The organism is Anianabacter salinae (assembly GCF_019061145.1).
Taxonomy (GTDB): Bacteria; Pseudomonadota; Alphaproteobacteria; order Rhodobacterales; family Rhodobacteraceae; genus Anianibacter; species Anianibacter salinarum.
In genome coordinates this window covers 252,329-276,414 of the sequence record NZ_JAHQZS010000001.1, presented here as the reverse complement: position 1 = coordinate 276,414, position 24,086 = coordinate 252,329, and the positions used below count along the sequence as shown (strand labels likewise).

Sequence of the window (24,086 nt, the reverse complement as noted above, 5' to 3'; positions counted from 1 at the left end):
CTCACACTCCTTCCATCACGCGGCGGATCGCGGCTTCGATATCGCCGGGGCTGGGCACATACATGCGTTCCAGTTCCCTGGCGAAGGGCACCGGCGTATGCGGCGCGGTCACTTTCTGAACCGGGGCGCGGAGGCTGTGAAAGCCCTTCGACGCGGCGATCCCGGCGATTTCGGAGGCGATGGAACACATCGGATTGGACTCGTCCACGACGACCAGCCGCCCGGTCATCGACAGGCTTTCAAGCACCGTCTCCTCGTCCAGCGGCGATGTCGTGCGCAGGTCGATGAGATCGCAGGTGATCCCTTCCTCGGCCAGCTTGTCGACCGCCTTCATCGCGAAGGGCACCATGCGGGCCAGGGCCACGACCGTGACGTCCTTGCCTTCGCGCACAAGGTCTGCCTCGCCGAAGGGGACAAGAAATTCACCGTCCGGCACCTCGCCTTTCTTGGAATAAAGCGCCTTGTGCTCGAAGAAGATCACCGGATCGTCGTCCCGGATCGCCTGCTTCATCATGCCTTTCGCATCCGCCGGGTTCGACGGCACGACGACCTTGAGGCCCGGAACGGCGGTCAGCATCGGATAGATCGTCTGGCTGTGTTGGGCGGCGGCGTTCATGCCAGCGCCCATGCTCATGCGCAGCACCACTGGCGTCTTGGCCTTACCGCCGAACATATAGCGGAACTTGGCCATCTGGTTGAAAATCTGGTCGAGCGAGACACCGACGAAATCCGCGAACATCAATTCCGCCACGGGCCGCATCCCGGCCAGGGCCGAGCCGTTCGCAAGCCCGACGATGGCGCTTTCCGAGATCGGCGTGTCGATCACCCGGTCGGCGCCGAATTTCGTCTTGAGGCCCTTGGTCACGCCAAAGATGCCGCCCGCGGCCTCGATGTTGCCCGAGCTTCCGCCCGAGCCACCGGCCACGTCCTCGCCCATCACGATCACGCGCGGATCGCGTTCCATTTCCTCGTGCAGCGCCTGGTTCAGCGCGTCGCGCATCGTCAATACGGCCATTCCGCGCCTCCCTCAGTAGTCGATGTAGACATCGGACATCATGATGTCCGCGCCCGGAACCGGGCCATTGCGCGCGCTCTCGACGCTCGCGTCGATCAGCTTCAGAACCTCGTCGTCGATGGCGTCCAACTCCTCCTCGGTGAAGATACCTGCGCCCGTGACCTTCTTGCGGATCTGCATGAGCGCGTCCTTGGTCTCGCGGAACGTCTTGACCTCGTCCTTGGCGCGGTAGTTCTGCGGATCGCCCTCGAAATGCCCGAAGTAGCGCGTCGCGGTGGCCAGGATGGCGCTTGGGCCCTTGCCCGCGCGGGCATGGTCGATGGCCTTGGCCGCCGCTTCGTATACAGAGAAGTAGTCGAATCCATCCGCTTCCCACACCGGGATGCCGAATCCTTCCGTGCGGGTCTTGAGGTCGCCGCCGATGCCATAGCTGGCTCCGGTGTGTTCCGAGTAGCCGTTGTTCTCCAGCACGAACACCTTGGGCAGTTTCAACACCACCGCCATGTTCATGGCTTCGAACACCGTGCCCTGGTTCGACGCACCATCGCCAGTGAAGCTGACCGAGACCGACCCGTCGCCCCGCGCCTTGCAGGCTACCGCCGCGCCCACGGCGATGGGCTGCCCGCCGCCAACGATGCCGTTCGCGCCAAGCATTCCCTTGTCGAGATCGGCAATGTGCATTGACCCGCCGCGCCCTTTACCAAGGCCATCGGCGCGCCCATAGATCTCGTGCATCATTCCCTTGGGATCACATCCGCGCGCAAGGCAATGGCCGTGTCCCCTGTGGGTCGAGATGATGAAGTCGCTGTCGCGCAGGTTCTCGCACACGCCGACGGCGATGGCCTCCTGCCCGGAATAGAGGTGGGTGAAGCCCGCGATCTCACCCTTTGGGCTTTCGACATGCAGCCGCTCTTCGAACTCGCGGATCAACCGCATCTGCCGATAGGCCTGCCGAATCTGGTCTGGACTTTGCTGCATTGTATCCTCCCGCGGCACGCCACAGTGTCAATTTTTGCGCTTTTTCGGCGATTGCATATATTCATTTCAGATTTTCCTGTATATGAAAAGACCTGTTTTTGTATCCAGAGCGGAGGAGACGGCTCCATGGACTTCCAACTGACCGAGGATCAGAAGAGCCTCCAAGAGGCCGCCCGGCGCTTTGCGCAGGAACAGCTGCCGGACCTGGCCAAGGAGCTTGAGAGTTCCAACAAGCCCGTCCCGGCTGAATGGCTCGCGCGGTATGCAGACATGGGCTTTCTCGGGATCAACGTGGCCGAGAAATACGGCGGGCTCGGCCTTGGCAACCTCGAGGCCCTGCTGGTGGTCGAAGAGTTCGCCAAGATCAGCTCGGCGGTGGCCTTCCCGATCTTCGAATCCTGCGTCGGCCCGATCCGCGCCATCGAGCATTTCGCGCAGGAAAGCCTGAAAGAGCGCGTGATTCCACGCGTCTGCGCAGGCAAGGCCGTCGTGGCCGTGTCGATGTCCGAACCGGATGCAGGGTCTGCCCTCACCGACCTCAAGACCAAGGCGGTCGTCCAGGGGGACAAGGTCATTCTTAACGGCACCAAGCGCTGGTGTTCGGGCGGCGGCCATGCCGACGGCTACGTCGTGTACTGCCGGATGTCCGACGATCCCGGCGCCAAGGGAATCGGCGCGGTCTTTGTCGAAAAGGGCACGCCCGGCCTGTCCTTCGGCCCGCAGGAAGAGCTCATGGGCTTTCGCGGCATCCCGTCGTCGGATCTCAACTTCGACGACGTGGAATTGCCGCTCGATGCCGTGATCGTGCCCGCCGGAGGCTTCAAGAAGCTGATGGAAGCCTTCGATCTCGAACGCTGCGGCAATGCGACCATGTCGCTGGGCCAGGCCTCGGGCGCGCTCGAGAACGTGCAGGCCTATGTGCAGGAGCGCAAGCAGTTCGGGCGCCCTATCGTCGAATTCCAGGCCGTGCAGATCAAGCTGGCCGAGATGAAGATTCGCGTCGAAGGCGCCCGCCTTCTGATTCACCGCGCCGCCAGCAACGCCGAGAACGGCATGCCGTCGATCCTCGAAAGCTCGATCGCGAAATGCTACGCCAACGAGATCAGCCGCGAAGTGACCGGCACCGCCGTGCAGCTGATGGGCGGCTACGGTTATTCCAAGGAATACCCGATGGAACGGCGCCTGCGCGACAGCTGGGGCTGGGGGATTGCCGGCGGTGCCATCGACATTCAGAAGGTGAACATCGCCTCGGCCATGATCGGGCGGCGGTTCAACCAGCGGACCGGATAAGGGGACAGGATGCTACCCGGCGGACAGAAGGACTATGAAGACGCCTGTTCCACCATGCAGGTGCCGAAGACGGGCGTCTTCTTCACCACCATCGGCAGCCAGGAGGTCATGCTGGCCCGTGACCCGGCGGGCGAGATCGTGGCCTTCTCGGGGTTCTGCACCCATTCCTTCGGCAAGCTCGAAGGCGGCAAGGTGGAGGGCGGCGAAATCACCTGCCCCCACCACGGTGCGCGGTTCGACATCCGCACGGGCAAGGCGAAATCCGCCTGCCCGAACCTGCCGAAGTTCGACGTGAAGATCGAAGGGCGCCGCGTGCTCGTGCGCCCTAGTCGCTGAGGCTGGCGAGGAATTCCTCCAGCGCCTGAGCGAAGGCGTCATTGCGGTCGCCCACGATCATGTGCCCCGCACCCGTTACGTCGCGAAACATGGCATGGGGAGCGACGCGCTGGAATTCGGCGACACTCTCGTCATTCACCAGATCGCTGTTCGATCCCCGGATCAGCAGGATCGGCACCTCGATCGCGCCCAGCGCCGCGTTCAGCTGGTCAAGCGTATCGGAACTCAGCCGCGACGACTTGCGGCCCATGATGAAGGCGGGGTCCCAATGCCAGCGCAGGCGTCCGTCGGGCCGCTCTCGCAGGTAGCGCGCCAGCGAGGTGACGTTTGATTTGCGGCCCGTCCGATCCGGCATGTAGGCCGAAATCGCCTCGGCGGCTTCCTCGTAGCTTGCAAAACCGTCTTCCAGGTGCTTGCCCATGAACCCGATGATCTTGTCCACGCCGCGTTCGTCGATCTTCGGCGTGATGTCGACCAGGACCAGCGCGCGGAATACGCCCTTGGCGAACCGTCCGGCAGCGAGAAGCCCCGCGTTTCCCCCCAGCGACGCGCCGACCAGGACAGGCGGTTTGGCAAAATGCGCGGCGACCGTGACCAGATCGCGCCCGTAGCGGTCCAGCGCATAGTTGGCACCGTCGTGCCAGTCGCTCTCACCATGCCCGCGCAGATCGAGCGCCATCGCATACCAGCCATCGTCGCCCAGCCGCTTGGCCACGCGGCTCCAGGCATAGCGGGTCTGCCCGCCGCCATGGGCGAGCAACAGACCGGGCGCGTTAGGGTTCCCGAACACCTCGGCCCGCAGGACCACCCCGTCGTCCATCGCAAGCTCGACCAGCGTGGCGCCGTCTTCGACAATCGCCTGTTTCATGCGAAAGGGTCCTCTTTCATTGCCCAGCTCAGGCTGCGGCGGATCAGGGTCTGGAACGTCGGATGGGTCCATGACCCGCGTTCGACGAAGGGATAGAATTCTGTCACGGGCCGCATGTCATAGCGCCCCCGCGTGTGCCCAAGCGTCAGGTACAGCACCGCCCCCGGCCCATGATCGCGCCGGTACATCACCTGATGCTCTGACAGGGGCCAGTCACGCATTTCGAACAGCGGCGTCTCACCCTCGAAACTCGTGGTCAACAGCACCTCGTTGCCGGGCAGATGGTGCTGCAGGTACTGCTCGTCCTCGACAAAGAACGTGCCGATGTCATCGGTCAGCGGGTGCCCCCCCACTGGTTTCACCTTGACCCGTCCGGGGGCCGGATGGGCGGCGAACTGGCTGCCCAGCAGATGCAGGAACCGCGCAGGCAGGGGCGGGCAGATCACCGGATCGTCGCCGTTCAGGATCATCCGCGAATTCGTGCCGTGCAGCGCGAACCAGCGCCCGCCGCGCGCGAGGAACGCCTCCAGCGCATCCAGAGCCGGCCCGTCCGGCACCATGTCACAGGTATAGGTGACAAGGACGTTCACTTCGGAAATGGCTGCCGGATCGTAGCTGTCGCGCACCGTGACCCGCATCCGCTCACGCTCGGCCATATAGCCCAGCAGCATGAGCCGTGCATGGTCCATGTCGTGATATGGCCCGCCGGTGATGAGCAAAGTCTCGCAGCGTGGCGGGTATGTCATTCGCCGACGCGCCGATAGACCAGATCGGTCGAGGAAAAGCTGAACACCACTTCGTCGTCCTGGTTGGTCACCCAGTGCGCCAGCACCGCAAGACCCACGCCGGGGCGGCTTTGCGAGGGGCGCTTCGACATCACACGCGACGACGCGACAAGCGTGTCGCCCGCCCGCACCGCGCGGCGCCAGCGCACGTTGTCCCACTGCACGCCACAGACCCAGTCGATATTTCCGTTCACCTCATGATCCATGATCCGCCAGAGCGCGGCGGTGTGAATGCCGCTGGCCACAAGCTCGCCGAACAGCGACTCCTTCGCCGCCTCGGGGTCGTTGTGGAAGTACTGCGGATCGTAGCGGCCCGCGAAGGCGACGATGTCCTCGGCGGTCACGACCAGCGGCGAGGATCGCGTCTCTTCGCCGATTTCAAGGTCTTCCCATTTCCGCTCAGGGTGCGGATCAATCCTGTCCGACATAATCCATCAGCACCTTGTGGAAGTGACGGATGCGCAGTTCCTGATCGCCCAGCCACAGCCCGTCAAAGGCCGCCGAGTGCATCCCCCGCTGGACACCCGGCAGGTTTGCCGCATCCTGGTCGAGGACCAGCCCCATCGACCGCTCGCCATGCTTGAAGCGCTCGTTGCGCGGCTTGCGCGGGCGTTCCTCGTCCTTGCGCAGCAGTTTGAACATCTGCACGTCGAAATACATCCGGTCCGGGTCGGTCTCATGCGGGCGCTGGCGGAACATCATCAGGTCTTCGGCGTGGGTGTTCATCGTGATGTTCGGGAAGATCATGTAGTGGTAGTCGTCCGTCAGCTGCTCGTCGTTCAACTCTGAATAGTCGATGCCCATGGCGGGGCCGTTCTCGCGCTTGAACTTTTGCAGCGCGCCGCGGATCTCGCTCACCCGACCGTCGAAATCCGCGGGGTCCATGCCCGCCTCCTTCATCGCGTGCTTGATGAGGTGCGGGATTTCGGTCGTCTCGTTCACCCGGTGACTGATCGTCGCGAAGGGGATGAGATAGCGGTTGTGCTTCTCATAGGTGTCGATCTGAAGGTGCTTGTCCTCGATGAAATACAGCAATTCGGGGTGGATGCCCTGAACGTGGTAGCTTTCGTTGAAGGCGTCCACGCTGGTCTTCCAGTTGCAGTCCCACTCCACGGTCCAGTCGGTGACCTTGACCATCCGCTCGAAGTGATAGGGGCCCAGATGCTCCTTCAGCGGGTGGATGAAGTCGTCGAAGGACTCGCCGTCGGGGTCGAGCGAGAAGAACACGAACCCGTTCCATTCCTGCACCCGCACCTCGGTCAGCCCGCCGCAAGGCGGCTTGCCTTGCGGAAAGCTGTCGGCGTCGGGGATGTTCTCGAACTCGCCGTTCAGCCTGTATTCCCAGTGGTGATAGTTGCACCGAAACGTGGTCGCGTTGCCCTGCCCCATCATGATGCGGTTCCCGCGATGCTGGCAGACGTTGTAGAACCCGCGCGCGGTCCCGTCCGGCTGGCGCGTCAGCAGGATTTCTTCCTTGCCAATCGACGTGACGATGTAGTCGCCCGGTTCCTCGATATCCTGCGAGGCACAGCCCCAAAGCCAGGCCTTCGTCCAGAGCCGATCCCATTCCTTCTGCATGAAGTCGCGGCTGGTGTACCGTTCCTTCGGGATCACGTCGGTGCCGAAATCTGGGTCATCCGTCTTTTCGACCGGGGTCTTGGTGAAGTCGCCCGGCTTGACGCGTTGAATGGTCATCTGTGTCTCCTCACGCGAATTAGAATTGCACGCCCTTGGTGTAGCCGCCGTCGACCCGCAGGGTCGCGCCCGTCACCCAGCGGGCGGCGGGGCTGGCAAGGAACACCGCTGCGCGGGCGATCTCTTCGGCCTCGCCCATCCGGCGCGTCGGCTGTTGCCGCAGCACGCCCGAGTAGATGCGAGACCGCGCGACCTTTATCATCTCCCAGTTCGACCCCGGAAACATCGTCGGCCCCGGCTGAAGGCAGTTCACCCGGATGCCCTTGGGCGCGTAGTGCTCGGCCAGTTGCTTGGACCATGTCACCAGCGCCGCCTTCATCGCGTTGTAGGCCATCGGCGACACGAACGTCTCTGCCGCAGCCATGCTGGAAACGATGAGGATCGAGCCGCTCCCGCTTGCCTTGAGGTGCGGATAGGCTTCCTCCACCGCGCGCGTCGCGCTCATCAGGTCGATCTCGAAAGACCGGTACCAGTAGCGTTCATCGTTGGTGCCGCCCCCGGCCGAAAGACTGCATACAAGAACATCGAGTCCGCCGAACGTCTCGCAGGTGTCGCGCATCCATGTCCGCACCGATTCTCCGTCGCGGCCCTGCAGCGCGGTGCCGAAACTTTGCACCCCGTGACCCTCGATCTCGGCCCGGGTGGCCGCAATCGCATCCTGTCCGCGCGCGCAGATCGAAACGTCGCAGCCTTCCTGGGCAAGCAGCGTGGCGATGGACTTTCCGATGCCCCGGCTGCCACCGGTTACTGCAGCCTTCTTCCCCTTCAGGCCAAGGTCCATGCCCGTTTTCCTCCCTTTCCCACATGCTGGGTCGCCAGGCGGAGCGACGCAACAGGCATGCCGATGATTGCTCTTTACATGTATATCGCGGCCAACCTATTGTATACCAATAAGCCATCCTTCGCATAATGCGCAACCTTGGCGCAGCCTGCAGCGAAGACAATGGGAGGAACTTGATGAGCGACAGTTCGGTGAAGCTGGCAGCGGCGGACGATTCTGCTTCGAAGCCGAAGTCGATGTCCGGCGGCATCCTGGCGGGAACGAAGGTTCTCGACCTCAGCCGGGTGGTCGCAGGCCCCCTTGCCGGCCAGACACTCGCGGACCTTGGGGCGGACGTCGTCAAGATCGAGCGCGTCGGCGGCGGTGACGATCTGCGCACGCTTGGCCCGCCTTGGGTGTCTTCCCCGGACGAGACGATCCAGCAAAGCACCTATTGCCAGACCGTCAATCGCGGCAAGCGTTCCCTGACCCTGGACTTCGCCTCTCCGGACGGCGCCGAAATCCTGCGTGGTCTCGTGAAGGAAGCGGATATCCTGATCGAGAATTTCCGCACCGGGACGCTTGCGCGCTACGGGCTTGGATATGAGGACCTCGCCAGGATCAACCCGCGCCTGATCTACTGCTCGATCACCGGCTTTGGCCAGACAGGCCCGTATTCCGATCGCTCGGGCTATGACTACCTCGTGCAGGCGATGGGCGGACAGATGGCCGTCACCGGCCTGCCCGACGGCGCGACAGGCGCAGGTCCGATGCGGGTCGGCGTGCCGATTGCAGACATCACCGCAGGCAACAACGCAGTCATCGGCATTCTCGCCGCCATCATCGACCGCGAGAAGACCGGCAAGGGTCAGCACATCGACATCTCGCTGTTCGATTCGCAGGTGGCCCTGCTGCTCAACTCGCTGTCGTCCTGGCTCAACACCCGCGCGCTCCTGCCGCGCACCGGCAACGAACACCCCACCGCCGTGCCGAACGGGGTGTTCGAGGTCGCGGACGGCCACGTCCTGATCGCAACCTTCAACGACCGCGAGTTTGCCCGACTGGCCGAGGTACTGGGGCATCCTGAATGGGCCAGCGACGCAAGATATGCGCGGTCTCGGGACCGGCTCGCCAACCGCGAATCCCTGTCCCGCGACATGACCGAGGCGCTGTCCCACCACGGCAAGCTGCACTGGATGAAGGTCATAAACGAGGCAAAGGTGTCCTGTGGCCCGATCAACGACATGCCCGACATCGAACAGGATGAACAACTCGCCGAACGCGGCATGTTCGTGACGCTGACACATGACAAGGTCGGCGATGTGCGGGTCGTGGGCAGCCCCCTGAAATTCTCGGGAACGCCCGTCGTCTACAATTGCGCGCCGCCCCTTGCGGGCGAGCATACCGAAGACCTGCTGCGGGAACGCTTGTCGCTGAGCGACGAGAAGATCAAGGACCTGCGCAAGCGCAACATAATCTGAGGGGAACACCGTGAACGACACCGGCACCGAAGCTCGGTATCTGGCCTGCCTTGCAGATGGACGCTTCATGCTGCAACGCGATCCGGTTTCAGGACTGACCATCTTCCCCCCCCGCCTGCGCCGACCCGGTGGTGGCGGAGAGCTTGGCGACTGGACCGAGGTATCGGGACGGGGCACCGTTCACGCGGTCACGATCCAGCGAAAGCGTGACGCCGCAGCGCGCGCCATCGTCCTCGTCGACCTTGAGGAAGGCGGGCGAATGCTGTCCGAGGTTGTCGGCACGGACCCCGAGACGGTCACGATCGGAATGACCGTTCAGGCCCATATCGTTACAGAGGCCGACGTGCCCCATGTTCTGTTCGAACCCGCAGGAGACCGCACATGACCGGCTTTCCGCGCGCTCGGACGTCCGTTGTCGGGGCTGCGACCTTCGGCATCGGCGAATGCCCCGGACATACCGCGCTCGAGATGACCGCGCAGGCCGGATACCTCGCCCTCGATGACGCCGGGATCGGCCTTGACGAGGTGGACGGTCTGTTCGTCGCCCTGCCCGACGACTACCTCGGCGGGCTGGCGGTGGCCGAATACCTGGGCATTCAGCCGAAGATCACCGACAACAACCGCACTGGGGGCTCGTCTTTCCTGTGCCATGCGATCCACGCGGCGCTGGCGCTGGACGCCGGGCTGATCGACGTCGCCCTTATCACCTACGGCTCGAACCAGCGCACCGCGTCGGGGGGGCTGGTGTCGGCGCTGAAATCGTCGGCCTACGAGGCGCCGCACCGAGCGATGATGCCGGTCGGCGGCTATGCCCTTGCCGCCAGTCGGCACATGCACGACTTCGGCACCACGCGCGAGGATCTGGCGCAGGTCGCGCTTGCCGCCCGGGCATGGGCCAACCTGAACCCCGAGGCTTTCCGCACGGGTCCACTTGGCCTCGATGACGTACTCGGCTCGCGCATGGTGTCGTCGCCCCTCACCGCCCGCGACTGTTGCCTTGTCACCGATGGCGCCGCTGCCGTCGTCATGACCCGCGCCGATCGCGCGCGCGACTCCCGCGCGCCGATCCCGCTTTTGGGCGGGGCGCAGACCGTGACCCACAAGGAAATCGCATCGATGCCCGACCTGACAGTCACTGGCGCCGCGATCACCGGACCGCAGGCCATGGCGCAGGCCGGGATCACCCCGGACGAAGTCGATTGCGTGCAGCTCTATGACGCCTTCACCATCAACACGATCCTGTTTCTCGAAGACCTCGGCTTTTGCCCAAAGGGCGAAGGCGGTCGCTTTGTCTCCTCGGGCGCCATCGCGCCGCAAGGGACGCTGCCGGTCAACACGAACGGCGGCGGCCTCTCTTGCTGTCACCCCGGCATGTACGGCCTCTTCACCATGGTCGAGGCCGTGCGCCAGCTTCGGGGCGAGGCGGGGGCACGTCAGCTCGACTCTCCCGAGATCGCCGTAAGCCACGGCAACGGGGGCGTGCTGTCCAGTCAGGCGACGCTGATCTTCGGCTCACCCGCGACCGTCTGAACAGGGAGGACCCAATGACCGACGACATTCTGAAACGCCTCGACCGGCTGGAAAGCCGCAACGAGATCCTGGAACTGATCGCGAAGTATTGTCAGGCCTGCGACGACCGCGATGTCCCGCTCCTGCGCTCGATCTTCACCGATGATGCCGAGGTCCGCTCTCAGGACGGCATGATGCAAGGCAAGGGCATCGACGCGATCATGGAGATGTATCGCAAGCGGTTCGAAGTGCTTGCGATCTCGGTCCACTGGACCCACGACAACATGATCGTCTTCGACGACACGGACACCGACCGTGCAACCGGCCAATGCTTTTGCCACGCCGAAGCGCACCGCAACGGCCAGACCCTCGTCGGGTCTTTGCGCTACGAGGACGAATACCGCCGCACGAACGGCGTCTGGCAGTTCTCGCGCCGCCTCCTGAAGTTCCTCTATTATGTTCCGGTGCAGGAATACCCCGAGGCGCTGGGATCGAAGAAACGGATGCGCGCCTACGGCGACCAGCGCGACGCCGACTATCCCGAAACGCTCGACTGCTACAACACATGGGCCCGTCACTACGAAGGCGCATGACACAAGCCCTGGGCCGGGAACGCATCCGTATGCGCCCGGCCCCGATCGTTGCAGACAGCAACCGCACGTTGCCGAACTTTTGGCTCATTTCCCTGAAAGGCTACCCGCAGGTCTTGGTCTGGGGAGGCGCCCGATGTCGGTATCCGTGCTGGTCGATGGCGACAACATCAGCGGCAAGCACGCCGCGCGTATCCTGTCTGTCGCCGCGCAGCATGGCGATCCTTCCATCATCCGCGTCTATGCCGACGCCCAGCGCCCTTCGGACTGGCACGGGGCGCCCGGCTACCAGATGTTGCACGCCGGAACCGGCAAGAACGCAGCGGACATCCTGCTGGCCCTCGATGCGCTCGAGCAGCTTCTCTGTCGCGGGATGCGCAGGTTCGTCATCGCAAGCTCTGACGGCGATTTCACCCATCTGGCCACACGGCTGCGGGAACACGGGGCAAAGGTCATCGGCATCGGCGAGGCGAAGGCGCCGGGCGCCTTCCGGGCCCGCTGCACGGCATTCGTTCAGATCGGCCCTGCCCCGGCGATCGCGCTTGTGCCCTCAACGGCGCCAAATGTGTCGGACCTCGATATCAGGATTCGCGACATGATCGCCGCGCACGGCAAGGGCGGCGCGGGCATGCGGATCGCGGTACTGGGTGCGAAGATGCACGCTGCCCACGGTGTGCGGATCAGCACCCGCACCGAAGGCAACTGGCACGCCTACCTGTCCGCGCGCCCGCAGCTTTTCGACCTCGATCCGCGCGGCCCAGAGGCGATGGTGCGCTTTCGCCCCGGCGGCTTTGGCGGCGTGGTCCAGAAGGCAGTCAGGACCGCGTAGGCCAATCGCTTTCGGCAGCCGTCGCCTTGCCCGCCGCCGCTACGGCGCGGCCACCGTCAGCCCCAGCATCCGCCAGCCCTGCATCCCCCAGCGATAGTAGGAAATCCGCTCTGCCGGATAGCCCGCCTCGATGATGCGCCGGATCGCGGTCGGGGACTGGCCGCACCACGGTCCGTTGCAGAACAGCACGATCTGCCCCGCGTCGTCGCAAATGAACCCGTCGAAGTCCGGCTCGCATCCCAATTCGTGCAGGCGGTCGGCCATCTCGGTGTAGGGCATCGAGACAGCGCCGGGTATCGTGCCGGTCTGCCAGTCGGGGCGCACACGGCTGTCGATCACCGTCACGTCCGGGTCCTGCAAGGCGTCGAGCAGTTCCAATTCGCCAATGGTCCGCACGCCCGGCGCAGGCTCCATCGGCTGGATGCAGAAGTTCGGGCAGTCGCGCGAGGTGCGGGCGAACTCGCCGGTGATGACGTTGCTCGTGTCCTGAATGCGGGAAATCTCGACCGGGCCGCGCGGAGTTTCGACCGAGACAGACGCCACGCCGGGGCTGATGTTCACGGCGTCTTCGGCGTGCAGCGGCGCGGCGACCAGCGCCGAGAGAAAAAGAAACATGCGCATGTTTGAACCTCTTGTCTGGACGACGTCCAGCGAAACAGGTCGGGCGCCGTCAGGCAAGCCTTGCGTCTAGGGTTTGACGAACTTCGCGCCACCCACGACCCGAAGCGCCGTCTCTTCGCCGGGAAGGCGTTCCTGTTCGGCCGCTGCGATCTGGTCAGCCGTCTCGCAGGCCACGCCGTTGCCATCTGGATCGTTGCGGTCGTGATACCCCAGCCGCCCTTTCGTCGCCGGGGCCAGTCCGACAAGCGCCGCGCCCTCGCAACCGGACATGGCGACAAGGTGCATCAGCGCGTTCTCGGGCGCGTGCGGGCTGGTGCGGATGTAGAGCGAGATCGTGACCGCAACGGCGATCACCGGGATCGAAAGGATCGCCGTGATGATGCGGGTCGGCGAGAACAGCTTGTCCCGGATACGCTGCGCCCTGCGGGCCCGGCGCGACATCGGTGCGGCCTTGTTCAAGGGCGGCAGGACCGACCGTGCGGGCGCGAATTGCGGTTTGGGCTCTGCCTTGGCTTTCGTTTTCTCGGCTTGCGCTGCGCGTTTCCGGTCCCGGCGGCTTGCGGCTGCGGGTTCACGGAAAACGGCCTTGAGCGAGTCCTCTGACATGGCGGAAATTCTGCCCGGTCTTTGTGACCGCAGCGGGGCATTTGCGGGGCAGCGCAATGATCGAGCCGTGATCCTGCGGGCGCCGGGCCTTAATCAGCTGTTTACCATGTGGCAGGCAGAGTTGCGGTGGAAAGGTCCCGCCGATGCGCCTGCTTGCCCTCTTGATGATGCTGTTTCTGGCGACCCCGGCGCAGGCCGGGCCGTGGCCAAGGGACAAGGGCGAGACGTTTGTCGCCCTCTCGCAGCGCCTGTCGGGCGATCCGGTGCTGGTGTTCACCGGCCGCGCCCGCCCCGGCAGCACCGCGATGCTTTACGCCGAACACGGGCTGACGCCGCGCCTGACATTCGTGCTGGACGGCGGCTATGACCAGGGCACCGGGCGTATGGACGTGACTGTTGCGCTCCGGCGCGGGCTGACGCTTGGCGCACACAAGCTGGCCGTCACGGCGGGTGCGGGCGCCGAAGGCCCGGCATGGGAGGCGCGCGGCCTGATTGGCGCGCATTGGGGGCGCGGATTTGCACTTGGCAACCGCCGAGGCTGGGTTGCGGCGGATGCGGCTGCGCTGTGGCGGCAGACCTCGGGCGTGGCGGTAAAGGCCGACCTGACCGTCGGGCTTGCGCTTTCCGAGGCGTGGAGCATCCTGCTGCAAGCCAACTGGGGCGAATATTCAGGCGGCGGCGACCACTTGCGCGTCGGGCCTGGCCTGATCTGGGCCGTCGATGATCGCAGGCGCCTTGCCCTGAGCGTCGACAAGGACCTGATGCGACAGGATGCCTATGGCATCACGCTTGGGGTGTGGCAGACGTTCTGAGCATCACAGCCCCGGCGCCCCGTGTTTCAGCAGCACGGGAACGATCAGGTCTTCCTCATCCTCCAGATGCCGGTGGATAAGGCCGCCAAAGCGCGCCAGTTCGGTCTGGAAGGCCGCGACGGTATCCCTGGACGGCTTGCCCTCGACCTGCAGCACGCCGTTCGCCCCCTCGGCGAAACCCTGCATGAACCCGTCGAGCGCATGGTGGTCTGAGTCCAGCAACTCGAACCCGCGCTCGATGCGCCGGTCCAGCGGCACCAGCTTGGGGAAGTAATGCGTGTCCTCGATGGTGTGATGCTCGTGCAACTGGCCCAGAAGGATGTTCCCGAACCGCGACAGGCGCGGCCGAAACTCGGCATCGGGCATCTTGCCGTCCAGCACCTTGTCGACGTCATGCGAGATCGTTCCGATCAGCTTGCGGAACATCAGGTGCCGCTCCAGCCAGAACTGCACCAGCCCGGCAAAGTTGGGATGTGTCTCCCAGCTTTCGCGCGGATAGCTTTCGATCAGGATGCGAAGTGCATCGGGCAGATGCTCGCGGCTGTCGAGCGGTTGAAGGTCGATGTCGGTCAAGGGGCACCTCTTGTGCGGTTGCCCCTTGATGTAAGCGCTGCGTCGAAACTTTAACCCCCTGACGCGCACAGGGTCGGCGCGTCAGGGCAGATCAGCCGCGTGCCAGGCCCGCCTAGATCGGCGTGTCCATCCTCGCCGTGATCTGGACGGTCCCGCGGCAGGCCTCGGGCCAGCTGAGTTGAACCTGGTTCTCGTTCGCCCCGACGCGTGTGGTCGCATAGGGCATGGCCCAGACCGTCGCGCCCGCTGCGTTGCGGATCACGCCTTGCGTCGTTACCGCCTCGACGGTGCGCGAGAAGCCCTCGAACGGCAGGTAGGCCCCGACATTGAGCACCCAGTTGGATTGGTTGGTGTTCTGGTTGAACTCCAGCGTCACAGGGTTGAAGCAGGTCTGATCCACGCCGTTGAACGTGTTGCCCGAGAACACGATGTTCCGCATCCGCCCCAGGTCCAGCCCCGCGATGCTGTCGTCGATCCCTTCGGCCCGCGCGATGTTGCCGTTGATCGTGCGGAACGTGTTGCCGATGACGCTCATGCCCTGGATGAAATGCCCCGCGCCATAGGGCTTGACCACGATCCAGCGGAACCAGCTGGCCGCGCCGTTGCAGGTAAAGATGTTCCCGGTGATCGTCAGCCCGCCAAACGAGAATTCGACCCCCAGATCGGGCGTCGCATCGTGCTCGTTCGTCATCTCGATCGACGAATTGTCGACATAGTTGCCCGTCACCACCGACTTGAGGTTCTTGCCGGTGAACACGATCCCTGCGCGGCGAAGTCCGCTTGTCGCATCGTCGCCCTGGAACCAGTGATTGCCGACGATCATGTGCCCGGTTCCGCCCAGAACGGCGGTGTGCCGGAAATGCTGGAACCACGAGCCGCGCAGCTTGAGGTCGTTGGAATTGACGTTGAACGCAATCGACGTGCGGTCCGCGACGGTCAGCGGGCTTTCGTTCGACGAAAAGCGGCAGTTGTCGATGGCCATACCCTGGCAAGCCCCACCCGCCGAAGTGATCCCGCGATCCTTCGGCTTGGTGATGTCGCATTCGTTCAGGCCGAACAGCGATCCGTCCTGCGGCAAGAGGATCGCGCTGCATTCGCCCGCGCATTGCAGGTTCACGTTCGAGATCACCAGCTTGGACAGGCTATCAAAGCCCGAGAAGTCCAGCATGTAGCGGAACCTGCGGAACGTGTAGCTTTGCGTCGCCGCCGGGGCGTAAAGCTGCTGGGTCAGCGTCACCTCGCCCGCCGCCACGTTCACCGCCTTGACATAGACCTCGCGGCCGACGCCGTTGCCTTCCACCAGCGATCCCACCGCGATATTTGCGATGTTGGTGACGTTCTGCAGCTTGCCGGCACTCGATGTCGAATAGGTCGCCGAAGCGGTGACGACCGATGTCGCCCAACTTGCCGACGCTTCGGCGTTCAGCGTGCCGTTGGTGATGACGCGCCGGGTGGCAAAGCTGGTCTTGTTGGCGACCGCTGCCTGCATGTCGATGGGGGCGTCGACCTGGATCTGCCGCCCGTTGAGGTTCAATTCCTCGTGGTCGGTGAAATTGAGCAGCGCCTGAAACGCCTTCTTGAACCCGGTCACCTCGCTGCCGAAGGCCGCTGCATAGGCGTCGAGATAAAAGTTCCGGCGCAGCGACAGGATGCGGTCGACCGGCATCACCACCTGCCCCTCGAAACGGACCTCGCTTTCAAAGGTGACGTTGGTGCCCAGATAGTAGGTGCCCGCAGGCACCAGGACGCGCCGCCCCTGGCCGTCCGAATCCGCCGCCTCGAAGGCCGCGCTGTCGTCCGTGACGCCGTCGCCGACCGCGCCGTAGTCGCGCACATCCACCCAGTCGAGCAATTCGCGCGCATATTCGCCGGTGATGTCCGCGATCTCGATATCGTCGATCCGCACGACGCCGCCGTTCGGCCCGGTCAGGTCGATCCCGAAATAGCCGTACTCCGGCACCTGCCCCCACACCAGATCGACGCCGTCGCGCTGGCCGGACCCGATCACGGCAGTCAGCGTCACCTCTTCGCCGTAGCTTGTCAGCGCCACGGAACCCGCCGTCTCGACCAGCCCGCCGACATGGATGTCGTTGCCGCGCCCGGCCCAGCCCGCAATGCGGATCGACGGCATCGGCCCCGAGATCGCCTTGGCGCGGACAGTGATCCGCAGGTAATATCCGGTGCGCATCGGCGTCTGGCACATATGCCGCAGCTTCTGCGTGGTCTGTGTCTTCTGCAGCTCAAGACAGCCGCCGAAATCCTCGTCCGCAGGCACAAGTGCGGCGTCAGCGGCATTCGCGTAGGTCGCGCTGCCCGCCGTTCCATCCGCGCGCGACCACAGGTGCAGGCCGTCCGCAAAGGGTGACGGCATCACCGTGCCGGGGGTATTGGTCATCGTCTGATCCCTTTCCATGGGGCGGCGCGACCCGCCCCATGTCCCAACGCGGCAGCCGGAAGGGCTGCTGCGCGAGGGATCGAAAAGGACATTGGACACGCCGCGAAGGCGCGCAAAGACCTAGAAGGGATGCCTGAACACGGGCTGACGGCACCGCGCGCAAGGTGCGCAGTGTCACGCGGCGGGCGCTGGCGCCCTCAGAAGGCTCACACCGTCGATCTGCCAGCCGTCGTCGGTCTGGATCATCTCGTATTCGAGAATGTGGATCGCCCCGTTCGCGTCCGTCACCAGAACCGTCTGAACCTGTTGGCCATCCTCGGCGCGCAGCCCGAGGAATTCGACCTCGGCCGGGCGCCACACCATCGGATAACCGTTGCGGACCATCATGCCAAAGCGTTCGGGCGTGCCGAAGATGCCCTTGATCATCGGCGAGGCATGGCTGAACGCGCCGTTCAGATCGTCGGCGCGAAAGGCATCGAACTGCGATGTGATTACGGATTGGATATCCGCATCTTGCGCGGCGACGGGGCAGGCGAGTGTCACGGCGAACGTCGTGGCGAGCAACAGGCGGGTCATGGCGCGTCTCCTCTATCCTGACCAAGATACGGTAGCGCGGCAGCTTCGGTTTCAAATTTCAGCCGGAACGCCTGCGTTCTGGTGTAGTTTCCTTCACATGAGCTATCGCATCAAAGCCTCCGACCCGACTCTTGCCGATGCCCTGCGCCGCATCGCGGCCGAACAACTGGACAAAGCAATCGCCGCCCTCGACGGCGGCGCGCCCACCGGCGATGACATTCACACCGCGCGCAAGTCCGCCAAGAAGCTGCGCGGGCTGATCCGGCTCGTGCGCCCCGGATTCAAGCCTTACAAGGACGTGAATGCGGACTTGCGGGACGCTGCGCGCGCCATCTCGGGCGTCCGGGACCGCGCTGCCCTGATCGACACCTACGACCGCCTCGCCGATCTTGCATCAGACAGCGTGGACCGGCCCGCCATCGCGCCCGTGCGCCGTGAACTGACACTCCGGCTCGACGCCGCCGAGCGCGACGGCACCCTGCCCGCCCGCGCCGCAGAGGCACGGCGCGCGTTTCAGTCCTTGCGCCACGATGTCCCCGACTGGACCCTGCGCGGAAGCGAAAAGGCCATCTTGCGCGGCGGTCTGGAACAGACGCTGGACCGCGCCCGTGATGCCTGCCGCAGCGCCGCTAGCAGCCGTGACCCGGAAGACCTGCACGATTGGCGCAAGCGCGTGAAATACCACTGGTATCACCTTCGGCTCCTGCGCGACGTCTGGCCCGAGATCACCAGACCTCACATCGACGTCGCGGACCGGCTGAGCGATCTCTTGGGCGATCAGCACGACCTCGTGGTGTTCGAGGCAGAGCTTCACGACCCCGGCCTGCCCGACACCGCGCGGCGCACGCTGCTGCATCCCGCGCGGTCCGAACGCTTTCGGCTTGAGAGCGAGGCGATCACGCTTGGCGCCTTCGTGCACGCCGCCAAGCCGGACCATCAGGCCAGGACTTGGGCACGCTGGTACCGGCTCTGGCGGCGCGATCAGGCTGCCGGCTTGTCCTGAAGCGCGTCCTCGATCAGCCGCACAGTCTCGTCCACGCCGTAAAGCGCGATGAACCCGCCGAAACGCGGCCCCTGGCTGGCGCCCAGCAGCACCTCGTAAAGCGCCGTGAACCAGTCGCGCAGCGGCTCGAACCCGTGGTCCTTGCCGACCGCGAAGACCATCGACTGAAGCGCCTCAGCATCCATGCCGCCGTCCCAGACCTTCAGCCGGGCGACAAGATCCTCCATCGCCGCGCGCTCGGTGTCCGTGGGGGCACGGAAGACGCGGTGTGGCTTCACGAAGTCGTTGAAATACTTCACCGCATGGCCCGCCGCTTCATCCAGATCGGGATTGGTCTCGGCGCTTGCATCGGGCGCATAGCGGCGGATGAAGCCCCACAGCGTCTCCTTGTCTTCGGCCGAGGCAACGGAAGCTAGGTTGAGCAACATCGCGAACGGCACCACCAGGCGGCTTTCCGGCGGGGCGCCGCCGTGGATGTGCCACACCGGGTTGGCCACCTGCGCCTTGGCGTCCTGATCGGGGTAGGCCCGAAGCTGCTGGTGGTATTCATCCTCGGCCTTCGGGATCACGTCGAAATACAGACGCTTTGCCGTCTTCGGCTTCTGGAACATGAAATAGCTGAGGCTCTCGGTCGACGCGTAGGTCAGCCATTCGTCGATCGAGATGCCGTTGCCGGACGACTTGGAAATCTTCTGCCCGCTGTCGTCAAGGAACAGCTCGTAGGTGAAGTGTTCGGGCGCCTTCATGCCAAGGATCTCGCAGATGCGGTCGTAGATCGGCGTGTTGGTCGAATGATCCTTGCCATACATCTCGAAATCGACGCCCAGCGCAGCCCAGCGAGCACCGAAATCCGGCTTCCACTGCAGCTTGACCTGCCCGCCCGTGACCGGCAGCGTCCATTCGCGCCCGGTCTCGTCGTCGAAGGTGACCGTGCCCTCCCTGGCATCGACGTTCTTGATCGGCACATACAGGACGCGCCCCGTCTCGGGGTGGATCGGCAGGAAGATCGAATAGGTCTGCTGGCGCTCTTCGCGCAGCGACGCCAGCATGACCTCCATCAGCGCGTCGTAGCGTTCCGCCGCAAGGCGCAAGGTGTCGTCGAACTGTCCCGACTTGTAGAACTCGGTCGCCGAATAGAACTCGTACTCGAACCCGAAGGTATCAAGGAACCGGCGCAGCATTGCGTTGTTGTGGTGGCCAAAGCTGTCATGCGTTCCGAACGGATCGGGCACCGAGGTCAGCGGCTTTTGCAGATGCTCGCGCAGCATGTCCTGGTTGGGCACGTTGCCCGGCACCTTGCGCATCCCGTCCATATCGTCCGAGAAACAGATCATCCGCGTCGGAATGTCCGAGATCAGCTCGAACGCGCGCCGGATCATGGTGGTGCGCAAGACCTCGCCAAAAGTGCCGATATGCGGCAGGCCCGACGGGCCATAGCCGGTCTCGAACAGCACATGACCCTTCGCGGGCGGCGCCTTTTCATACCGTTTCAACACGCGGCGCGCTTCTTCGAAGGGCCAGGCCTTGGAGCTCATCGCGGCGTCGCGAAGATCGGACATGATGTCGCCTTCCATGATAGGGTCGCGTTGTGGACGGTGCGCCTACCTATTGCCGCCTGCCGGAAGCGTCAATATTCTGCACGCGCAACATGATCCTGGAAGGTGCCCCAAGTGTCCAAGTTTCCGCCCGAATGGTCCCCGCAAGACGCGCTCGTCGCCGTGATGATCGCCGTCTCGGCCTCGGACGAGGACGTGCGCACGGTCGAGTTGATCACCATCGAGCAGATCGTCAATCACCTGCCGGTCTTCGCCGAGTATGACCCCGAGCGTCTGAAGGTCGTCAGCGAGGTCGTGTTCGACCTTTACGCAGACGAGGACGGGCTCGACACCCTGCTTGCGCTCATCCTCGAAAACCTTCCCGACCGGGTGCACGAGACTGCCTATGCGCTGGCCTGCGATGTCGCGGCGTCGGACGGACGGCTTGGCGACGACGAGCTGCGCCTGCTCGACGAGTTCCGCTATGCCTTCAACATCGAGCGTCTTGCCGCCGCCGCCATCGAACGCGCCGCGCGGGCCCGGCACATCACGCTTTAGGCGCCATAGGCGATGCCCCAGCGCTCCAGCAGCTTGAGCTGCAGCGCGCGCGACCGCCCGATCCACTCTCGCGATCCGTCGGGCCGTTCACGGTCTTGGGGCGCGATGCGCGCCCGCGCGTCCATGTCCGCCGTGAAGATGGCGAATGCCAGGTCGCGCCCACCCACCGCGGTGACGTAACCGGCCAGCGCGCTTGCGAAATTCAAGGTTCCGGTCTTTGCCTGAACCGCAACGGGATGCCCCGTCATCGGCGCACCATTGTCATCGCGCAGCGGGATGTCCTTCATCAGGGACCGCAAGGCACCCGAAGGGCCGGCCTGCACCAGCACCCGCACCATGTCGACGGCGGCGGCACGCGATCCGTCGCCCAGCCCCGAATGATCCACGAACCGAAGCCGGTTCACGCCATAGCGGTCGCGCAGCCACACGTTCATCTCGCGCGCCGAATCGTCCAGTGAACCAGCCTCGCGGTCCGCCATCTGCGTCGCCGTCAGACCCACCACCTCGGCAGTCAGGTTGGTTGACCACTTCATCATGTCGCGCAAGACGTCGAGCAGGGGCGCGCTTGGCCGCTCGACCATGATGCGGCCCCGCACAGGGCCGTCATCGACCTCGGCGCGCGGCAGGACGATGCCATGCGAGCGGGCCAGCGTCTGGAACACTTCGGCGGCATAGAGTTCGGGCTTGCGTACCGGCAACCACCGGCTTCCACCATTGCCCAGCGCGGGGCGCGCCACGGTCCACAGATCCGATCCGCCTTGATCGGCATAGGTGTAGACCGGCAAGTCGCGGTCGACGACCGTCATCCGGGCGATGCCGACCTCGGGGCTGAACCGACTGGCCCGCGCATCCATGCTGACGGTGTAGCCGTTCGCCTCTTTGGCCCACTGGAAATGCACTCGGTTGTAGTTGAGGTTCAGCCCGGACACCGCGGGACTGTAGCCAAGATGATCCGGCTGGCCGGGATCGATGGAAAAGATCGAAGGCAGCGCATCGGTGTGAACGACGAACCGCCCGGTGATCTCGCGCAGCCCGGCCTCTTTCAGCTGCTGCGCCATGTCGCCGAGTGCGTCGGTGTCGAGCGTAGGATCGCCGCCGCCCTCAAGGCACAGATCGCCGTCGAGTTTGCCGTTTTTCATCTCGCCCAGCGCGCGCAAACGCGTCTTGAACCGGTATCCGGCCCCCAGCCTGTCGAGCGCATAAAGAGCCGAGATCGCTTTGGTCGTGCTTGCAGGCGGAAGGCTGACCAGCGGGCTGTGCGTTTCCAGAACCTCGCCAGACGCGGCATCCGCGACGACATAGCCGATCTTGCCGCTCAGCGCGGCCTCGGCGATCAGATCCTCGGGGGAGCGGACGGCGCGCTTGTGAAAATCGGCTGGGCGCGCGACAGGGCGCGACGACAGGGTCGGCGCTCCCGCCCACGCGGCGTTCGCTGCGGTGGCAGCCGCAGACCCCAGGAAGATGCGGCGGGTCAATGCCACGGTATCACCTCCTGCCCCCGCGCACCTCTAGGTTTTGCAGCCTGAGTCGCGCAACTATCTGACCCATCCACCCTGTGAACGGATTTCCGTAGATGACATTTTTACCATAGGCACATTCAGAAAGCACCAACAGGGCGCAGCCATCACAGCTAAGAGACCTGCCCTCGCGGCAGGCAGGCGCGCACGGTCGAACTTCGCCGCAGCAGGTGAATGGCGCGCTCCCATCCGGTCGCCGGGACGCGCGATCACGCCGATGGGCACGTTGGACATGATCCACTGCCAGCGGTCCCAGCGGTGAAAGCTGGCAAGGTTGTCCGCGCCCATCAGCCATGCAAACCGGACGCCCCGGTAATGGTGGAACAGGGCTTCCAGCGTCTCGGCGGTAAAGCGCGTGCCAAGCCGGGCCTCCAGATCGGTGACGACGATGCGCGGATCGTGCACCAGATCCCGGGCCGCCGCCATCCGCAGCGGCAGGTCCGCCGGTCCCTCGGACTTGAGCGGGTTGCCCGGCGACACCAGCCACCACACGGCATCCAGCCGGAACCGCTTCAACGCCTCCCGCGAGATATGCAGGTGCCCGGCATGCGGCGGATCGAACGACCCGCCCAGGAGACCGATCCTCTGGCCCCTTGCCGCCATCGGCATATCCGGCCCGTGCGCGTTCATGAAAACGGGTTCCCTTCGCTGCGTCCGCACAGGTCTAGCGCCGCGCCGCGCCTTGGGCAACGCGGGCCATTGGCCGGGGCGCCGCGTGCGCTACCTCTCGCAGTGCCACAACCGAAAGGGAGCTATCATGCACCGCAGAGATTTCCTTGCCGCCACCGCCGCCGCCAGCCTTGGCCTCGGGCTTCCCCGGGTGACCTTCGCCGCGGCCCACGGCGGCGGCGCCCCCGCGATCCCGGCCGCCCGGAAGTTCCGAGTCGGCGAGATGACCGTCACCGCCCTGAACGACGGCTTTCTTCACATCGGTCCCGAAGCCCTGAGCGGCATCGACGCCGCGGGCTATGACGAGTTGATGCGCGCCGCCTTCCGCGATCCCGAAACATATCCCTCGGCGGTCAACGCCTTCCTCATCGAATCGGGCGATCTGAAGATCATGGTCGATGCGGGCACGGGCGGCGCCATGGGCGACACGCTCGGCAAGCTGCCGATGAATCTGGCAGGGGCGGGCATCGACCCCGCGCAGATCACCCACCTGGTCGCCACGCACCTGCACCCCGACCATGTCGGCGGCGCCGTGCTGGAGGGCAGCGCGCTGTTCCCGAATGCCGAACTGGTGGTATCCGAGACAGAGCGCGGCTTCTGGATGGACGACAGCAACTTCGACGACGCCTCGCAGGGCTTCAAGCAGATCGCGCAAGGCGTGCTGTCCGCCTATGGCGACCGGCTTAGCCCGTTCTCGGGCGAGACCGAGATCGCGCCGGGCATCACCTCGATGCCGCTGCCGGGCCACACCCCCGGGCACAGCGGTTTCATGCTGACCTCGGGCGACGACGCGCTGCTGATCTGGGCCGACATCGTGCATGTCCCGCCGGTGCAGTTCGCCCGCCCCCCGGTCACCATCGGCTTCGACGTCGATCCAGCACAGGCGGCCGAGACGCGCGCCCGCATCCTTGACCGCGCCGCAGCGGACCGGCTGATGGTGGCAGGCAGCCACATGACCTTCCCCGGGCTGGCCAATATCACGCCCGACGGCGACGGCTTTCGCGCCGTGGAAGCCAACTACGACTATCAGGCCTGAACGCCTGTTGCGGGGGCCCGGCACCGGGCCCCCGCGCAACCTTGCGCTC

At 64.8% G+C, this 24,086-nt stretch carries 26 protein-coding genes; 11 read left to right on the top strand and 15 right to left on the bottom strand.

Annotation, left to right across the window (positions count from 1 at the left end; all coding sequences use genetic code 11):
• Position 1: 1 nt before the first annotated feature.
• Both KTJ87_RS01440 and KTJ87_RS01435 read right to left on the bottom strand, forming a co-directional pair.
• Positions 2-1,015 carry an alpha-ketoacid dehydrogenase subunit beta gene (locus tag KTJ87_RS01440; RefSeq protein ID WP_267137282.1) on the bottom strand — a complete coding sequence of 338 codons (1,014 nt, stop codon included), beginning with the start codon at positions 1,013-1,015 and terminating at the stop codon, positions 2-4.
• Between the two features lie 12 nt (positions 1,016-1,027).
• Complete coding sequence (locus KTJ87_RS01435; protein WP_267137281.1) at positions 1,028-1,993, bottom strand: thiamine pyrophosphate-dependent dehydrogenase E1 component subunit alpha; 966 nt, start codon at positions 1,991-1,993, stop codon at positions 1,028-1,030.
• A gap of 126 nt (positions 1,994-2,119) precedes the next feature.
• Between KTJ87_RS01435 and KTJ87_RS01430 the strand changes: the two genes are divergently transcribed.
• Both KTJ87_RS01430 and KTJ87_RS01425 read left to right on the top strand, forming a co-directional pair.
• A complete protein-coding gene (locus tag KTJ87_RS01430) occupies positions 2,120-3,283 on the top strand; it encodes an acyl-CoA dehydrogenase family protein (protein WP_267137280.1) in 1,164 nt (387 codons plus the stop codon).
• A gap of 9 nt (positions 3,284-3,292) precedes the next feature.
• The gene (locus tag KTJ87_RS01425; protein ID WP_267137279.1) at positions 3,293-3,619 is read left to right on the top strand and encodes a Rieske (2Fe-2S) protein; all 327 of its coding nucleotides are present in this window, start codon (positions 3,293-3,295) and stop codon (positions 3,617-3,619) included.
• On the opposite strand, the gene KTJ87_RS01420 is transcribed toward KTJ87_RS01425, so the two are convergent.
• Genes KTJ87_RS01420 through KTJ87_RS01400 form a run of 5 tightly spaced genes read right to left on the bottom strand, consistent with a single transcriptional unit; the run spans position 3,609 to position 7,748 of the window.
• Positions 3,609-4,487, bottom strand: coding sequence for an alpha/beta fold hydrolase (locus KTJ87_RS01420; RefSeq protein WP_267137278.1), 879 nt, complete (start codon positions 4,485-4,487; stop codon positions 3,609-3,611). The genes KTJ87_RS01425 and KTJ87_RS01420 overlap by 11 nt on opposite strands.
• A complete protein-coding gene (locus KTJ87_RS01415; RefSeq protein WP_267137277.1) occupies positions 4,484-5,233 on the bottom strand; it encodes a ThuA domain-containing protein in 750 nt (249 codons plus the stop codon). The genes KTJ87_RS01420 and KTJ87_RS01415 overlap by 4 nt, the downstream gene beginning before the upstream one ends.
• Entirely contained in the window at positions 5,230-5,700 is a 471-nt protein-coding gene (locus KTJ87_RS01410) for a MaoC family dehydratase (protein ID WP_267137276.1), read from the bottom strand. The genes KTJ87_RS01415 and KTJ87_RS01410 overlap by 4 nt, the downstream gene beginning before the upstream one ends.
• Positions 5,684-6,967 carry an aromatic ring-hydroxylating oxygenase subunit alpha gene (locus tag KTJ87_RS01405; RefSeq protein ID WP_267137275.1) on the bottom strand — a complete coding sequence of 428 codons (1,284 nt, stop codon included), beginning with the start codon at positions 6,965-6,967 and terminating at the stop codon, positions 5,684-5,686. The genes KTJ87_RS01410 and KTJ87_RS01405 overlap by 17 nt, the downstream gene beginning before the upstream one ends.
• A 19-nt stretch (positions 6,968-6,986) precedes the next feature.
• On the bottom strand, positions 6,987-7,748 hold the full coding sequence (locus KTJ87_RS01400) for an SDR family NAD(P)-dependent oxidoreductase (protein WP_267137274.1): 762 nt from the start codon (positions 7,746-7,748) through the stop codon (positions 6,987-6,989).
• A 176-nt stretch (positions 7,749-7,924) separates the two neighbouring features.
• On the opposite strand from KTJ87_RS01400, the gene KTJ87_RS01395 reads away from it, so the two are divergent.
• The 5 genes from KTJ87_RS01395 to KTJ87_RS01375 all read left to right on the top strand — a co-directional run bounded on the left by KTJ87_RS01395 (position 7,925) and on the right by KTJ87_RS01375 (position 12,136).
• The gene (locus KTJ87_RS01395; protein WP_267137273.1) at positions 7,925-9,208 is read left to right on the top strand and encodes a CaiB/BaiF CoA transferase family protein; all 1,284 of its coding nucleotides are present in this window, start codon (positions 7,925-7,927) and stop codon (positions 9,206-9,208) included.
• Positions 9,209-9,218: 10 nt separating this feature from the next.
• Complete coding sequence (locus KTJ87_RS01390) at positions 9,219-9,593, top strand: Zn-ribbon domain-containing OB-fold protein (protein WP_267137272.1); 375 nt, start codon at positions 9,219-9,221, stop codon at positions 9,591-9,593.
• Entirely contained in the window at positions 9,590-10,738 is a 1,149-nt protein-coding gene (locus KTJ87_RS01385; protein WP_267137271.1) for a thiolase, read from the top strand. Before KTJ87_RS01390 ends, KTJ87_RS01385 begins: the two co-directional genes overlap by 4 nt.
• A 14-nt stretch (positions 10,739-10,752) precedes the next feature.
• Complete coding sequence (locus KTJ87_RS01380; RefSeq protein WP_267137270.1) at positions 10,753-11,310, top strand: nuclear transport factor 2 family protein; 558 nt, start codon at positions 10,753-10,755, stop codon at positions 11,308-11,310.
• A gap of 133 nt (positions 11,311-11,443) precedes the next feature.
• Positions 11,444-12,136, top strand: a complete 693-nt coding sequence (locus KTJ87_RS01375; protein ID WP_267137269.1) for an NYN domain-containing protein — start codon at positions 11,444-11,446, stop codon at positions 12,134-12,136.
• A 39-nt stretch (positions 12,137-12,175) separates the two neighbouring features.
• Here the strand turns inward: KTJ87_RS01375 and KTJ87_RS01370 are convergent, their stop codons facing one another.
• Both KTJ87_RS01370 and KTJ87_RS01365 read right to left on the bottom strand, forming a co-directional pair.
• Positions 12,176-12,757 (bottom strand): rhodanese-like domain-containing protein, encoded by a 582-nt coding sequence (locus tag KTJ87_RS01370; RefSeq protein ID WP_267137268.1) that lies wholly within the window; start codon positions 12,755-12,757, stop codon positions 12,176-12,178.
• Positions 12,758-12,823: 66 nt separating this feature from the next.
• Entirely contained in the window at positions 12,824-13,363 is a 540-nt protein-coding gene (locus KTJ87_RS01365) for an excalibur calcium-binding domain-containing protein (RefSeq protein WP_267137267.1), read from the bottom strand.
• A 143-nt stretch (positions 13,364-13,506) separates the two neighbouring features.
• Between KTJ87_RS01365 and KTJ87_RS01360 the strand changes: the two genes are divergently transcribed.
• On the top strand, positions 13,507-14,175 hold the full coding sequence (locus tag KTJ87_RS01360) for a hypothetical protein (RefSeq protein WP_267137266.1): 669 nt from the start codon (positions 13,507-13,509) through the stop codon (positions 14,173-14,175).
• A gap of 3 nt (positions 14,176-14,178) precedes the next feature.
• Here KTJ87_RS01360 and KTJ87_RS01355 read toward each other — a convergent pair whose 3' ends face one another.
• From KTJ87_RS01355 to KTJ87_RS01345, 3 genes are all read right to left on the bottom strand, one after another.
• Entirely contained in the window at positions 14,179-14,748 is a 570-nt protein-coding gene (locus KTJ87_RS01355; protein WP_267137265.1) for a hemerythrin domain-containing protein, read from the bottom strand.
• Positions 14,749-14,860: 112 nt separating this feature from the next.
• Entirely contained in the window at positions 14,861-17,143 is a 2,283-nt protein-coding gene (locus KTJ87_RS01350; RefSeq protein ID WP_267137264.1) for a glycosyl hydrolase family 28-related protein, read from the bottom strand.
• Positions 17,144-17,317: 174 nt separating this feature from the next.
• The gene (locus KTJ87_RS01345) at positions 17,318-17,719 is read right to left on the bottom strand and encodes a DUF4864 domain-containing protein (RefSeq protein WP_267137263.1); all 402 of its coding nucleotides are present in this window, start codon (positions 17,717-17,719) and stop codon (positions 17,318-17,320) included.
• A gap of 97 nt (positions 17,720-17,816) precedes the next feature.
• On the opposite strand from KTJ87_RS01345, the gene KTJ87_RS01340 reads away from it, so the two are divergent.
• Positions 17,817-18,722, top strand: coding sequence for a CHAD domain-containing protein (locus KTJ87_RS01340; protein ID WP_267137262.1), 906 nt, complete (start codon positions 17,817-17,819; stop codon positions 18,720-18,722).
• Here the strand turns inward: KTJ87_RS01340 and KTJ87_RS01335 are convergent.
• Positions 18,701-20,281, bottom strand: a complete 1,581-nt coding sequence (locus KTJ87_RS01335) for a lysine--tRNA ligase (protein ID WP_267137261.1) — start codon at positions 20,279-20,281, stop codon at positions 18,701-18,703. The two genes, KTJ87_RS01340 and KTJ87_RS01335, sit on opposite strands and share 22 nt — an antisense overlap.
• Positions 20,282-20,443: 162 nt before the next feature.
• Here KTJ87_RS01335 and KTJ87_RS01330 point away from each other — a divergent pair, with 162 nt between their 5' ends.
• On the top strand, positions 20,444-20,815 hold the full coding sequence (locus tag KTJ87_RS01330) for a tellurite resistance TerB family protein (RefSeq protein ID WP_323371631.1): 372 nt from the start codon (positions 20,444-20,446) through the stop codon (positions 20,813-20,815).
• Here KTJ87_RS01330 and dacB read toward each other — a convergent pair.
• Both dacB and KTJ87_RS01320 read right to left on the bottom strand, forming a co-directional pair.
• Positions 20,812-22,296: a D-alanyl-D-alanine carboxypeptidase/D-alanyl-D-alanine endopeptidase gene (dacB, locus tag KTJ87_RS01325; RefSeq protein WP_267137259.1), complete on the bottom strand. Its 1,485-nt coding sequence runs from the start codon at positions 22,294-22,296 to the stop codon at positions 20,812-20,814. The genes KTJ87_RS01330 and dacB overlap by 4 nt on opposite strands.
• 54 nt (positions 22,297-22,350) lie before the next feature.
• Entirely contained in the window at positions 22,351-22,962 is a 612-nt protein-coding gene (locus KTJ87_RS01320; RefSeq protein WP_407650444.1) for a nicotinate-nucleotide adenylyltransferase, read from the bottom strand.
• 127 nt (positions 22,963-23,089) lie between these two features.
• On the opposite strand from KTJ87_RS01320, the gene KTJ87_RS01315 reads away from it, so the two are divergent.
• Positions 23,090-24,037, top strand: a complete 948-nt coding sequence (locus KTJ87_RS01315) for an MBL fold metallo-hydrolase (protein ID WP_267137258.1) — start codon at positions 23,090-23,092, stop codon at positions 24,035-24,037.
• Positions 24,038-24,086 lie beyond the last annotated feature (49 nt).